This window comes from Streptomyces sp. SPB074 (assembly GCF_000154905.1).
Taxonomy (GTDB): domain Bacteria; phylum Actinomycetota; class Actinomycetes; order Streptomycetales; family Streptomycetaceae; genus Streptomyces.
On sequence record NZ_GG770539.1, the window covers coordinates 809869 to 822715 of the forward strand.

Consider the following 12847-nt stretch of genomic DNA (forward strand, 5'->3'; position numbering starts at 1 on the left):
TGCTGGAGGCGCTGGGCAAGGCGGCGGGCTGAGGGTGGGAGGGGGCGAAGACGAAAAACAAAAACACGCGGCCGGACGCCAAGTCCGGGGCCTGCAAGGCGTCCCGCGCCCGGAGCAAGAACCACACCGCGCGGGCCGCGTTGTGGCCGCTCATGCCGTGCACGCCCGAACCCGGCGGGGTCGCCGAGGAGCAGAGGAAGACGGCGGGGTGGCGGGTCGCGTAGGGGCGCAGGGTGGGGCGGGGGCGGAAGAGGAGCTGGAGGCCGCTCGCGGCACCGCAGGCGATGTCGCCGCCGACGTAGTTGGCATTGCGCGCGGCGAGCTGCGGCGGGCCGGCCGTGGCGCGGGCGAGGATCAGGTCGCGGAAGCCGGGGGCGAAGCGTTCGATCTTGCGCTCGATGACCTCGGTGAGGTCGCCGTCCCAGCCGTGGGGCACGTGCCCGTACGCCCAGAAGACGTGCTTGCCCGCGGGGGCGCGGCGGGGGTCCACGAGGCTCGGCTGGACGGTGATGAGGAAGGGATCGGCGGGCGGGACGCCGCGCCGTGAGACGTCCACGAGGGCGCGGGAGATGTCGCGGCTGCCGGGGCCGAGCTGCACCGTACCGGCGCGGCGGGCGGCCTCGGAGGTCCAGGGGACGGGCCCGTCGAGCGCGTAGTCGAGCTTGAAGACGGCGGCGCCGTAGCGGTACTTCGGGTACGCGCGGGCGCCCAGCCCCGCGATGCGGGCGAGGGCGTGCGGGGAGGTGTCGAAGAGGTAGGCGCGGGCGGGCGGGAGGTCATCCAGGCGGCGGACCTCGAAGTCCGTCTCGATGGTGCCGCCGAGCTCGCGGAGGCAGGCGGCGAGCGCGCCGGTGATCGCGCCGAGCCGCCTGCCGCGAAGCGGCCAGCCGCGCGTGTGCGCGGCGAGCGCGAACAGCAGGCCGACGGCGGAGGTGGCGGGGCCGCTCAGCGGGGCGATGACGTGGCCGACGAGCCCGGCGAGCATCGCCCGCGCGCGGTCCTCGCGGAAGCGGGCGAGGAGGACGTGGGCGGGGGGCAGTCCAGCGAGCCCGAAGCGGGCGAGGGCGAGCGGGTCGCGGGGCAGCGCGGTGGACGGCAGCGCCATGAAGTCGCGGAGCACGGCGTCCCAGCGCGGCAGCAGCGGCGCGACGAGGCGCCGGTACGTCCCCGCGTCGCGCGCGCCGAGCGAGGCGGCGGTCTCGGCCACGGACCGGGCGAGTACGACGGCGTCGCCGCCCGGCAGCGGGTGCGCCATGGGCAGCTCGGCGTGCAGCCACTCCAGGCCGTGGCGCGCGAGGGGCAGTGCCCGGAAGGCGGGCGAGGCGATGCCGAGGGGGTGCGCGGCCGAGCAGGGGTCGTGGCGGAAGCCGGGGAGGGTCAGTTCCTCGGTGCGCGCGCCGCCCCCGGCCTCGGGCGCGGCCTCGAAGACGGCGACGGACAGGCCCCGGCGGGCCAGCTCGACGGCGGCGGTGAGCCCGTTGGGTCCCGCCCCCACGACGACCGCGTCCAGCAAAGTCGACACCTGCGGACTCCTCACGTCAGCCGATGGCCCGGCGATCAGGATATGCCGCCCGGCACCGCCCGAACCTCCGCTTTCCCGGCCTTTGACGCTCCCTCACGTCCCGTCCGCCCCCGTTTCCCCCGCGAGCAGCGCCCTGACCCGCTCGGCGGTCGCCGCGTCGCGCGCCGTGGTGAAGGCCAGCGCGTTGCCCCCGGTGATGCGGAAGGGGAGGCCGTCGGTCGTCAGGTGCGCCCCGCCCGTCTCCTCCACGAGGAGCAGCCCCGCCGCGTGGTCCCACGCCAGCTCCCAGCTGAAAGCGGTGGCGTCGAGTGCGCCGCGGGCTATCGCGAGGTATTCGAGCCCGGCGGAGCCGCACGGGCGCGGCGCGAGCCCGTGGACGGCGAGGCGGCGGAGCTGGGCCTGCTGGGGGCCCGTCGTGTAGTCGGGGTGCGAGCAGGCGACGGTCAGCGGCCCGCCGGGCGTGGCGGCGGGCCGGGGCAGCGACTCCCCGTTGAAAACGGCGCCCCTGCCCCGTACCGCCACGGCCATGAGGCCGAGGACGGGGGCGTACGTCCAGGAGGCGACGACCACGCCGTCCACGGCGAGGGCGACGAGGGTGCAGAAGCCCGCCTCGCCGCGTACGAACTGGCGGGTGCCGTCGACCGGGTCGATGATCCAGACGGGGGCGGCGGCGCGCAGCGCCTCGTAGCGGGCCGGGTCCTCGGCGACGGCCTCCTCGCCGACGACGACGGAGCCGGGCAGCAGGGGCGGCAGGCTCGCGGTGAGGAGTTGTTCGGCCTCGCGGTCGGCGACGGTCACGAGGTCGTGCGGCCCGGACTTCGCGCTGACCTCGCTGTCCGCGAGGTGGCGGAAGCGGGGCAGCACGGCGCGCGCGACGGCGGCGCGCACGGCGGCCTCGACGGCGGCGACACGGCCGGCGTCGAGCCTCGCGAGGAGCGCGGCGACTGCGGCGGAGATGGCGAAGGCGCCGGTGGCGGGATGGGCCGGGGCGGAATCGCGCAGGTCTTCGAGCATGGCTTCATGAGAGCACGCGGCGCTGACAACGGGGAGAGGGAGGGGAAACGGGGGCTTGCGAGGAGGGGAACGGACGGGGCGGGGGCCGGGTCCGGGGCGGCGCGGGGCGTGGCGTGCCCGGCACGGACAGGGGCGGAGGCGGACGGGCGGTGGGCGCCGTCCTCCCGACCCGCCCGCACCCTGGCCGCGGGGAATCCCGCGTCCCCCGCTAACGTTGCCCTGTCCGCAGGGAAATGACCGAAGTGCCCGTCCCGGGCGCGAGGAGTGGGAGGCGGCGGCCATGCACGGTGAGTACAAGATCCCGGGCGGGAAGCTCGTGGTGGTGGACCTCGACGAGGAGGGCGGGGTGCTGCGCAGTGTGCGCGTGGCCGGGGACTTCTTCCTCGAACCCGACGAGGCGATCGACGCGATCAACGCCGCGCTCGAAGGCGCTCCCTCGGGCTCCGACGGTGCCGGGCTCGCGGCGCGGGTGCAGGCGGCGCTGCCGCCGGGCACGGTGATGTACGGGCTCACCGCCGAGGGCATCGGGGTCGCGGTGCGCCGGGCGCTCGCGCGTGCCACGGACTGGACCGACTACGACTGGCAGCTCATCCACGACGGTCCGCAGCCGGTCGGCCTGCACCTCGCGCTGGACGAGATCCTGACGCAGGAGGTCGCCGCCGGGCACCGCCCGCCGACCCTGCGGGTGTGGGAGTGGCAGGACCCGGCCGTCGTGATCGGCAGTTTCCAGTCCCTGCGCAACGAGGTGGACCCGGACGGCGCCGCCCGGCACGGCGTCACTGTGGTGCGCCGCGTGACCGGCGGCGGGGCGATGTTCATGGAGGCGGGCAACAGCATCACGTACTCGCTGTCGGTGCCGAGCGCGCTCGTGGAGGGCCTGTCCTTCGCCGACAGCTACGCCTACCTGGACGACTGGGTGCTCTCCGCGCTCGGCGACATGGGCATCAAGGCGTGGTACCAGCCCCTCAACGACATCGCGACCGAGGCCGGGAAGATCGCGGGTGCCGCGCAGCGCCGTGTCGCCGCGCCGCAGGGCGGGATGCCGGCCGTGCTGCACCACGTCACGATGGCGTACGACATGGACGCCGACAAGATGACCGAGGTGCTGCGGATCGGCAAGGAGAAGCTGTCCGACAAGGGCACGACGAGCGCCAAGAAGCGCGTGGACCCGCTGCGCAGGCAGACCGGTCTGCCGCGCGAGGAGGTCATCGCGAACATGGTCGCGTCCTTCCGCAACCGCTACGGGCTCACCGAGGGCGCCGTGACGGACGAGGAGATGTCCCGCGCGCGCGAGCTGGCGCGGACGAAGTTCGACTCCGAGGAGTGGACGGCGCGGGTCCCCTAGGCCCGGCCTCCCGGGCCTGCCGTCGCGTCCCCGTCACGCGACGGCGGGGACGCGGGGTGAGCGACGCGCGGCGGGGACGCGGCACGCACGCGGCACCCGCCCCATCGGGGCCGCGTCAGTCGCCCTCCGGCAGGGTGAGGTGGAAGGAGTCGCCCGGGCGCAGGGTCACGGTGCGGTCCACGAGCCGGATGTCGAGCGAGGGCCGGTTGGTCTCGGGGAGGCTGATGTCGAGGCCGCCCGAGCGCAGCCGGAAGCGCACGCCCCACAGGTCGCGGTAGTGGACCGCGAAGTCGTAGCCGGACAGCTCCGGCTGGGGCACGGGGTCGAGGCTGAGGGCGCCGTCGGAGCGGACGCGGAGCCCGGTGAGGCAGCGCTGCACGAGGTCGAGGGTCCCGGCCATCGCGCCGAGGTGGATGCCCTCGCCCGTCGTCCCGCCCTGGAGGTCGGCGACGTCGCCGCGCAGCGCCTCCTGGAAGAAGCCCCACGCCTGCGCGGGCCGCACGCGGGCCAGCACCCAGGCGTGCACGAGCCCGCTGAGCGTCGAGCCGTGGCTCGTGCGGGCCACGTAGTAGTCCACGGTGCGGCGCCACGTCTCGTCGTCCAGGCGGTGGCCCAGGCGGGCGAAGAGGGCGCGGAGTTCGCGCGGCGGGAAGAGGTAGCCGAGCATCAGGGTGTCGGCCTGCTTGGCCGCCTGGTAGCGGTTGACGCTGTCGCCCTCGGCCTCCAGGACGCGGTCCAGGCGGCGGATGTCGCCGTACTTGGCGGACATGCCGACCCAGTCGAGTTCGCGCAGTTCCCCGTAGCCGTCGAACTGGCTGATGACGCCCTGGTGGAAGGGGATGTGGAGGCGGCGCGAGAGGTCGTCCCAGTGGGCCAGCTCGGTGTCGTCCAGCCCGGTGTGCTCGGCGAGTTCGGCGCGGCGCTCGGCGGGGAGCGCGGCGAGGGATTCGAGGGTGCGCTGGAGCACCCAGGCGGCGGTGACGTTGGTGTACGCGTTGTCGTCCAGGCCCGGTTCGGCCGCGTCGGGGTAGGCGTCGTGGTACTCGTCGGGGCCGACGACGCGGCGGATGCGGTAGCGGCCGAGAGCGCCGTCCCACTCGGACTTGGAGGCCCAGAAGCGGGAGATCTGGAGGAGCATCTCGGCGCCCTCGTGCTCCATGAACCGGGTGTCGCCGGTGGCGCGCGCGTAGCTCCACACGTTGTAGGCGACGGCGGAGCCGATGTGGTGCTGGAGGCGCGAGTTGTCGGGCAGCCAGCGGCCGGAGCTGGGGTTGAGGTGGAGTTCCTGTGTCTCCTCACGGCCGTCGCTCCCGGACTGCCAGGGGTACATCGCGCCGTCGAACCCGGCGTCGCGGGCGAGTCGGCGGGCGCGGTCCAGCCGGCGGTGCCGGTAGCGCAGCAGGCCCTTGGACACCTCGGGGAAGTGCAGGTTGAGGTAGGGCAGGACGAAGAGCTCGTCCCAGAAGACGTGCCCCCGGTACGCCTCCCCGTTGAGGCCGCGCGCGGGGACGCCCGCGTCGAGGTCGGCGGTGTGCGGGGAGACGGTCTGGAGGACGTGGAAGAGGTGGAAGCGCAGGATGTGCCCCGCCTCGTCCGGGACTTCGAGCAGCGCGCGGTGCCACAGGCGCTGCCAGGCGAGCCGGTGGCCGAGGAGCAGTTCGTCCCAGCCGGGGACGTTGCGCACGCCGTCGAGCGCGGCGTCGAGCGGGTCGCTGATCGCCGAGTCCCGTGAGGTGTGCAGCGCGACGATCTTGTCGACCGTCGCTGTCTCACCCTGCTTGAGCGTGAGGTTGATGCGGGTCGCCGGTCGCGTCGGGGTGCCGGTGGAGGGGCGCGGTTCGCACGCGGGGCCCTCGCTGCTGTACGTACGGGCCGCAACGGCCACGGTGATGCCCGAGTTGACGGTGCGGGCACGGACCCACACGGTGCAGTCCTCGGGGTAGCCGCTCATGACCTCCGCGAGGTGCCGACCGTTCAGCTCGCGGTAGCGTGCCACACCGTCGTTCGTGACACCGGCGTCGATCGCGGACTCGACTTCGAGGGTTCCGTCGAAGTTCTCGGCGGTGAACTCGGTGCGCAGCGCGGCGAGATGGGGATCGTCCATGTGGACGACGCGGAGCTGCCGCAGCCGCAGCCTGCGCCCAAAGGCGTCCTCGTACACGAGGTGGCGTTCGTAGATCCCGGCGCGCAGGTCGAGCAGTTGCCGGTAGGAGCGCAGCGCGGTGTCGTCGGGCGTGTACCAGTCGGTGCCGCTGCCGCCTTCGGGCGGGGTGAGACGGTAGCGCAGGGGCAGCCAGTCGGGGAGGTTGACCATGTCCTCGTTGGACACGGTCTGCCCGGCGACCTCGGAGCTGAGCCGGTTGTAGACACCGGCGGCGTAGGTGCCGGGGTAGTGCGGGCCGCCCGCCGCGCACTCGGGGGCGGCGCCCCGGGTGGCGAAGTAGCCGTTGCCGAGGCTGCACAGGGATTCGCGCAGCGTCTCCTGGGCGGGGTCGTATCCCTCGTACTCCCACGTCCACTCGGACATGTGCTCACTCCTTGCCGTCGGGGCCGGGGGCGGGGTCCGTGCCGGGGGCGCGGAGGAGGTCGGCGAGGTCGTCCACGACGAGGTCGGCTCCGTGTTCCCGCAGGTCCCTGGCGGTGTCGGTGGTGTGGGCGCGGTCGACGCCGACGACGAGGCCGAAGCCGCCGCGCCGGCCCGCCTCGACCCCGGCGAGGGCGTCCTCGGCGACGGCGGCGTCGGCGGGCTCGGCGCCGAGGCGTGCGGCGGCCTCCAGGAAGAGCGCGGGATCGGGCTTGCCCGCGAGGCCGAGGCGGTGGGACTCGTCGCCGTCGACCAGGGTCACGAAGCAGTGGAGGAGCCCGGCTCCTTCGAGGACGTCGTGGGCGTGGTGCGAGGAGGAGGCGGCGGCCAGCGGGACCCCGGCGCTGCGCAAAGCCTTGAGGAGGCGCACGGAGCCGGGGAAGGGCTCGATGCCGTCCTGCCGGACGCGGCGCGTGAACATACCGTCCTTGAGCGCGGCGACGGCGGCGACGGAGTCCGTGCCCGGCGGGTCGGAGGGGCTGCCGTCCGGGATCGGCACGCGGCGGGCGTGCAGGAAGGCGGCGGCGCCGTCGGCCCTGGGCTTGCCGTCCACGTGGCGGAGGTAGTCGGCGGCGGCGTCGAAGGGCCGGTCGAGGGCCTTGTCGGCGGGCGGGTGCGCGCGCAGGCAGGCGTCGAACGCCTCCTTCCACGCCTCGGCGTGGACGCGCGCGGAGTCGGTGAGGACCCCGTCGACGTCGAAGACCATCGCCGCGATGCCGCTCATGACGGGAGCGAGCCCGTGCCCGGCGGCGCTCACCGCGCGGCTCCGGCGGCGGGGGGAACGGGGCGGGGCGCGCGCGGGGGGCGCACGGGGCGGCTCATGCGGGGCGTTCGCCCGGGGCCTGGCGTTCGTACGGTGCGGGGCGGCGTTCGCATGGCACGCGTCCTTCCGGCTCGGGACCGACCGGCCGGGAGGGCCCAGCCCTCCGCCCACGCTAACCGCAGCGGCGGAGGGCCGCAGCCGGGGACGGGGAGGGCGGGGGGCCGCAGCCGGGGACGGGGGCGGCGGGGCCGCGCGCGGGTCAGGCGGGGTCGGTGAACGTGACCGGCTTGCCGGTGGCGCGGGCGTGGGCGATCTCCCTGCGCGTGGACGCGCCGACATATCCGCCGGGATTGACGACCAGGACCCGGTCGGCCAGATCGATCTTGCGCAGGTGGAGAGCGCCCAGCGCCCTCTTCCGCTCCTCGCTGACCGGCCGGTCCCCGGCGCGCGGGAGGACGACCGGCGCGAGCACGATGATCCCCGCGAGGGCCAGCTCGCGGCCGGCCGCGTCCATCTCCTCCGCGAACCGGGTGGAGCCGCAGACGCAGACGATCTCGGGGCGGTCGCTCACGGTGCGGTCCTCCGCATGACGGGCCGGACCGGGACCGTCCACCCTCCCCCCCTAGACCCCGAGCACCGGAATGACCTCTTCGCCGTACGCGTCGATCAGCTCCTCGCGCGCGTCGTGCATCGCGTAGACGGCGAACTGGTCGATGCCGACGGCACGCAGTTCGCGCAGCTTCTCGATGTGGGCCTCGACGGGGCCGAGGACGCAGAAGCGGTCCACGATGTCGTCGGGCACGAAGTCCGCCGAGTGGTTCCCGACGCGCCCGTGGTGGCTGTAGTCGTAGCCGTCGCGGCCCGCGATGTACGCCGTCAGCTCGCGCGGTACGGAGCCGGAGGCGTCGCCGTAACGGGCGACGAGGTCGGCGACGTGGTTGCCGACCATGCCGCCGAACCAGCGGCACTGCTCGCGCGCGCGGGTCAGATCCTCGCTCACGTAGGCGGGAGCGGCGACGCAGATCGTGACGGAGGCCGGGTCGCGTCCCGCGTCGGAGGCGGCGGTACGCACCTGCTCGACCATCGCGGCCGTGAGATAGGGGTCGGCGAGTTGCAGGATGAAGCCGTCCGCGCGGGCCCCGGCGAGGGCGAGCGCCTTGGGCCCGTACGCGGCGGCCCACACCGGCAGCCGCCCGTCCCGTACCCACGGCAGCCGCACCTCGGTGTCGCCGAGGCGCGCGGTACGGCCCTCGGCGAGGTCACGGATCGTGTCGATGGCCTCGCCCAGGCGGGCGAGGGTGTTCGGGGGGCGGCCCGCGACACGCATCGCCGAGTCGCCGCGCCCGATGCCGCACACGGTGCGGTTGCCGAACATGTCGTTGAGCGTCGCGAACGTCGAGGCGGTGACCTCCCAGGCCCTGGTCCCCGGGTTGGTCACCATCGGCCCGACGACGAGCCGTTCGGTGTGCTCCAGGATCTGGCTGTGGATGACGAAGGGCTCCTGCCACAGCACCGCGGAGTCGAAGGTCCAGCCGTGGGTGAAGCCCCGCCGCTCGGCGCGGCGCATGAGGCCGACGACGGTGGAGGCCGGCGGGTCGGTCTGGAGGACGAGTCCGAAGTCCATGACGCAGCTCCCTGGGTCGGGGCCTGTGGTCCGGTGCCGGACCGGCCCGGAGAATGAGCGATTGTGCCACGGACAGGGGCGGCGGAACACGGACGAACACGAAGGAAACGCCCGCCCGGACACAGTGGCGGGCCCCTCCCCCGGACCCGCCGCTCACCCCGGGTAGCGGGTCAACCCCCGTGGTACGTAGACCCCGTGTCCCGCCCTGCCCACGTACCGTCCGTCCTCCAGGACCGGGACGCCGCGCGAGAGGACTGTGCGGACGCGGCCCGTGACGCGGGTGCCCTCGTAGGCGGAGTAGTCGACGTTCATGTGGTGCGTGGCGGCCGAGAGGACCTGCTCCGTGTGCGGGTCGTAGACCACGAGGTCCGCGTCCGCGCCGGGGGCGATCGTGCCCTTGCGCGGGTAGAGGCCGAACATGCGGGCGGGCGCGGCGCAGGCGAGGTCGATCCAGCGGCGGCGGGAGATGTGGCCGTCCACGACCGCCTGGTGGAGGAGGTCCATGCGGTGCTCGACGCCGGGCATCCCGTTGGGGATCTTGGAGAAGTCCCCCCGGCCCAGCTCCTTCTGGCCGCTGAAGCAGAAGGGGCAGTGATCGGTCGAGACGACCTGGAGGTCGTCGGCGCGCAGCCCGCGCCACAGCGCCGCCTGGTGCTCCTTGGGCCGCAGCGGCGTCGAGCACACGTACTTGGCGCCCTCGAAGTCCGGTTCGGCGAGCTGGTCGGTGGATAGGAAGAGGTACTGCGGGCACGTCTCGCCGTGGACCGGCAGGCCCAGGTCCCGTGCGGCGGCGATCTCCCCCAGGGCCTCCTGGGCGGAGACGTGGACGATGTAGAGCGGTACGTCGCCCGCCACGCGCGCGAGCTGGATGGCGCGGTGGGTGGCCTCGGCCTCCAGGAGGGCCTTGCGGACCTCGCCGTGGTGGCGCGGGTCGGTGCGGCCGGCCGCGAGGGCCTGTTCGACCAGGACGTCGATCGCGATGCCGTTCTCGGCGTGCACCATCGTGAGGCCGCCGTTCTCGCCCGCGCGCTGCATCGCGCGCAGGATGCGGCCGTCGTCGGAGTAGAAGACCCCCGGGTAGGCCATGAAGAGCTTGAAGCTCGTGACGCCCTCGCCGACGAGGAGGTCCATCTCCTTCAAGGTGTCCTCGTTGACGTCGGCGAGGATCATGTGAAAGCCGTAGTCGATCGCGCAGTTGCCCTCGGCCTTCGCGTGCCAGGCGTCCAGGCCCTCGCGCAGGCCGTGCCCCACGGCCTGCGCGACGAAGTCCACGATCGTCGTCGTGCCGCCCCAGGCGGCGGCGCGGGTACCGGTCTCGAAGGTGTCGGAGGCGTACGTGCCGCCGAAGGGCATCTCCATGTGCGTGTGCCCGTCGACGCCGCCCGGGATCACGTACATGCCGTGCGCGTCGATGACCCGCTCCGCCGTCCACGCCCCGGCCGCCGCCGAGCCGGTCGCGGCGAGCGCCGCGACGCGCCCGTCCTCGACGAGGACGTCGGCGTGGGTCTCCTCGGCGGCGGTGACGACGAGTCCGCCGCGGATCAGGGTGCGGTCGCTCATCGGGGCTCCTCTCGTGCGCGTACGGGCGGGACGGGGTGAACGAGGTGAACGGGGTGGAAGGGTCCGGCGGTTCACCGGGCGGGCGGGTCTTCCACGGGACGGAGGCGCCGTCGCGGGACGGAGGCACCGTCGCGCGGAGAGGACGGGGGCGGGGCGCGGGCGGCGCTCGGCCCCCGTCGGCTCAGGCCGTCTCGCGCAGCGCCGAGAGCAGCAGTTCCGCGCCTTCCTCGGCCTCCTCGGCGGTCAGGCTGAGCGGTGGGGCGACGCGGAGCACGCTCGTGTCGTGCCCCCCGCCCTTGCCGAGGAGCAGCCCCTTCGCGCGGGCGGCCTCCAGGGCGGCGCTCGCGCGTGCCGGGTCGGCGCGGTCGGTGCCCGGTGCCACGAGTTCGACGCCGAGCATGAGCCCGCGCCCGCGCACCTCCCGTACGTGCGCCAGTCCCGCCGTCCCCGCCCGCACTCGCGCGTGCAGCAGTCCCCCGACGCGGCGCGCGTTGCCCTGGAGGTCGTGGGCGAGGAGGTAACCGAGGTTGGCGAGTCCCGCGGTCATCGTGATGGGTGAACCGCCGAAGGTGGAGAGTGAGTTGGTGTCGATGACGTTCATGATCCCGGCGCGTGCGACGACGCCGCCGATGGACATGCCGTTGCCGATGCCCTTGGCGAAGGTGAGGATGTCCGGCGGCCCGGAGCCGTCGTGGGCCTGCCAGCCCCAGAAGTGCTCGCCCGTGCGGCCCCAGCCGGTCTGCACCTCGTCGGCGATCCACAGGATGCCGTGCTCGGCGAGGACTTCGCGGAACGCGGCGTAGAGCCCGTCCGGTGGCGAGGTGAACCCGCCGACGCCCTGGACCGGTTCGGCGATGAGTGCGGCGACCTGCCCGCGCGCCTGGCCGAGCAGGTCGCGCAGGTCGGCGACGGCGGCCTCGGTGAACTCCCGGTCGCCGAGGTGCGCGAAGGGGCCGCGACCGCGGACGGCGCCGTGCGCCCACAGCGTCTGGAGCGGGGAGTAACTCGTCGGGGACCAGCCGCTGTTGCCCGTGATGCCGACGGTGGAGAAGGAGCGGCCGTGGTAGCTGTTGCGCATCGCGATGATCTGGTTCGAGCGCCGGTACGCGGTCGCGAGGAGCAGCGCGGTGTCGTTGGCCTCGGTGCCCGACGTGGTGAAGAAGACGCGGGCGTCGGGGATGCCGGAGAGAGCGGCGATCTGTTCGGCGAGGTCGATCATCGGGCGGTTGAGGTAGAGCGTCGAGGAGTGGACGAGCCGGGCGGCCTGCTCGCTGACCGCCTTGGTCACCTCGGGGAGGGCGTGCGCGGTCATCGTGGTGAGGATGCCGCCGAAGAAGTCGAGGTAGCGGCGGCCCTCGGCGTCCCACACGTGGCGGCCCTCGCCATGGGTGAGCTCGATGGGGTCCTCGTAGTAGAGGGCCAGCCAGTCGGGGAGTACGGCGCGGTGTCGCGCGAGGAGTTCGCTCACGGGCGGGTCAGCCCTTCGTAGGCGTCGGGGCGGCGGTCGCGGTAGAAGGCCCACTGCTCGCGGACCTCCCCGATGAGGCCGAGGTCGAGGTCACGGACGAGGAGTTCCTCCGCCTTGTCGCCGGCGGGCTCGCCGACGAACTGCCCGCGCGGGTCGACGAAGTAGCTCGTGCCGTAGAAGTCGTTGTCGCCGTACTCCTCCCGCCCGACGCGGTTGATCGCGGCGACGAAGTACTCGTTGGCGACGGCCGCGGCGGGCTGTTCGAGCTGCCAGAGGTGGGCGGAGAGGCCGCGCGAGGTCGCGGAGGGGTTGTAGACGATCTGTGCGCCGTTCAGGCCGAGTTGCCGCCACCCCTCCGGGAAGTGCCGGTCGTAGCAGATGTAGACGCCGACGCGGCCCACCGCCGTGTCGAAGACCGGCCAGCCCGCGTTGCCCGGGCGGAAGTAGAACTTTTCCCAGAAGCCCTTGAGCTGCGGGATGTGGTGCTTGCGGTACTTGCCGAGGTAGCTGCCGTCGGCGTCGATGACGGCGGCGGTGTTGTAGTAGAAGCCCTCGGCCTCGCGCTCGAAGACCGGCACCACGATCACCATGCCGGTCTCGCGGGCGAGGTCCCGCATCCGGCGCACGGTCGGTCCGTCGGGCACCGGCTCGGCCCAGCGATAGTGCTCCGCCTCCTGCACCTGGCAGAAGTACGGGGCGTTGAAGACCTCCTGGAAGCCGATGATCCGCGCGCCCTGCCGGGCGGCCTCGCGGGCGTGTTCCTCGTGCTTGGCGATCATGGATTCGCTGTCGCCGGTCCAGGTGGCCTGGACGAGCGCGGCGCGGACGACGGAGGCGGCCATGAGCAGTGCTCCTTCGACAAGACGTCAGAGAGCCGCTACCACCCGGAGCCCCGGGCCGTAGGGGCACGAACGTAAGCCCGGGGGAGGAATCGGGCAAGACCGCCGGGTCGGCGGACACGAAGGAA

9 protein-coding genes and 1 pseudogene are annotated in these 12847 nt (G+C 73.8%); 1 reads left to right on the forward strand and 9 read right to left on the reverse strand.

Going from position 1 to position 12847, the window contains the following annotated elements; genetic code table 11:
* Positions 1-91 precede the first annotated feature (91 nt).
* Positions 92-1522: pseudogene (locus SSBG_RS03305) on the reverse strand (phytoene desaturase family protein); the annotation flags it as partial.
* Between the two features lie 93 nt (positions 1523-1615).
* Positions 1616-2536, reverse strand: a complete 921-nt coding sequence (locus SSBG_RS03310; RefSeq protein ID WP_008744813.1) for an inositol monophosphatase family protein — start codon at positions 2534-2536, stop codon at positions 1616-1618.
* Between the two features lie 280 nt (positions 2537-2816).
* On the opposite strand from SSBG_RS03310, the gene SSBG_RS03315 reads away from it, so the two are divergent.
* The gene (locus SSBG_RS03315; RefSeq protein ID WP_037868832.1) at positions 2817-3881 is read left to right on the forward strand and encodes a lipoate--protein ligase family protein; all 1065 of its coding nucleotides are present in this window, start codon (positions 2817-2819) and stop codon (positions 3879-3881) included.
* Between the two features lie 115 nt (positions 3882-3996).
* On the opposite strand, the gene SSBG_RS03320 is transcribed toward SSBG_RS03315, so the two are convergent.
* The 7 genes from SSBG_RS03320 to SSBG_RS03350 form a co-directional block, all read right to left on the reverse strand.
* Positions 3997-6408, reverse strand: coding sequence for a glycoside hydrolase family 65 protein (locus SSBG_RS03320; protein WP_008744815.1), 2412 nt, complete (start codon positions 6406-6408; stop codon positions 3997-3999).
* A gap of 4 nt (positions 6409-6412) precedes the next feature.
* On the reverse strand, positions 6413-7189 hold the full coding sequence (locus SSBG_RS03325) for an HAD-IA family hydrolase (RefSeq protein WP_037871022.1): 777 nt from the start codon (positions 7187-7189) through the stop codon (positions 6413-6415).
* Positions 7190-7487: 298 nt separating this feature from the next.
* Positions 7488-7799, reverse strand: coding sequence for a hypothetical protein (locus SSBG_RS03330; RefSeq protein WP_037868834.1), 312 nt, complete (start codon positions 7797-7799; stop codon positions 7488-7490).
* Between the two features lie 51 nt (positions 7800-7850).
* Positions 7851-8852: a TIGR03842 family LLM class F420-dependent oxidoreductase gene (locus tag SSBG_RS03335; protein ID WP_008744818.1), complete on the reverse strand. Its 1002-nt coding sequence runs from the start codon at positions 8850-8852 to the stop codon at positions 7851-7853.
* A 153-nt stretch (positions 8853-9005) separates the two neighbouring features.
* Positions 9006-10412 carry a dihydropyrimidinase gene (hydA, locus tag SSBG_RS03340; RefSeq protein ID WP_008744819.1) on the reverse strand — a complete coding sequence of 469 codons (1407 nt, stop codon included), beginning with the start codon at positions 10410-10412 and terminating at the stop codon, positions 9006-9008.
* 181 nt (positions 10413-10593) lie between these two features.
* Complete coding sequence (locus SSBG_RS03345; RefSeq protein WP_008744820.1) at positions 10594-11880, reverse strand: aspartate aminotransferase family protein; 1287 nt, start codon at positions 11878-11880, stop codon at positions 10594-10596.
* On the reverse strand, positions 11877-12722 hold the full coding sequence (locus SSBG_RS03350; RefSeq protein ID WP_008744821.1) for a nitrilase-related carbon-nitrogen hydrolase: 846 nt from the start codon (positions 12720-12722) through the stop codon (positions 11877-11879). Before SSBG_RS03350 ends, SSBG_RS03345 begins: the two co-directional genes overlap by 4 nt.
* Positions 12723-12847 lie beyond the last annotated feature (125 nt).

Excerpts from the sequence above, each read along its gene's own strand:
- SSBG_RS03315 (WP_037868832.1), top strand. The coding sequence starts at position 2,817 with ATGCACGGTGAGTACAAGATCCCGGGCGGGAAGCTCGTGGTGGTGGAC.
- SSBG_RS03350 (WP_008744821.1), bottom strand. The coding sequence starts at position 12,722 with ATGGCCGCCTCCGTCGTCCGCGCCGCGCTCGTCCAGGCCACCTGGACC.
- SSBG_RS03310 (WP_008744813.1), bottom strand. The coding sequence starts at position 2,536 with ATGCTCGAAGACCTGCGCGATTCCGCCCCGGCCCATCCCGCCACCGGC.
- SSBG_RS03320 (WP_008744815.1), bottom strand. The coding sequence starts at position 6,408 with ATGTCCGAGTGGACGTGGGAGTACGAGGGATACGACCCCGCCCAGGAG.
- SSBG_RS03335 (WP_008744818.1), bottom strand. The coding sequence starts at position 8,852 with ATGGACTTCGGACTCGTCCTCCAGACCGACCCGCCGGCCTCCACCGTC.
- SSBG_RS03325 (WP_037871022.1), bottom strand. The coding sequence starts at position 7,189 with ATGAGCGGCATCGCGGCGATGGTCTTCGACGTCGACGGGGTCCTCACC.
- hydA (WP_008744819.1), bottom strand. The coding sequence starts at position 10,412 with ATGAGCGACCGCACCCTGATCCGCGGCGGACTCGTCGTCACCGCCGCC.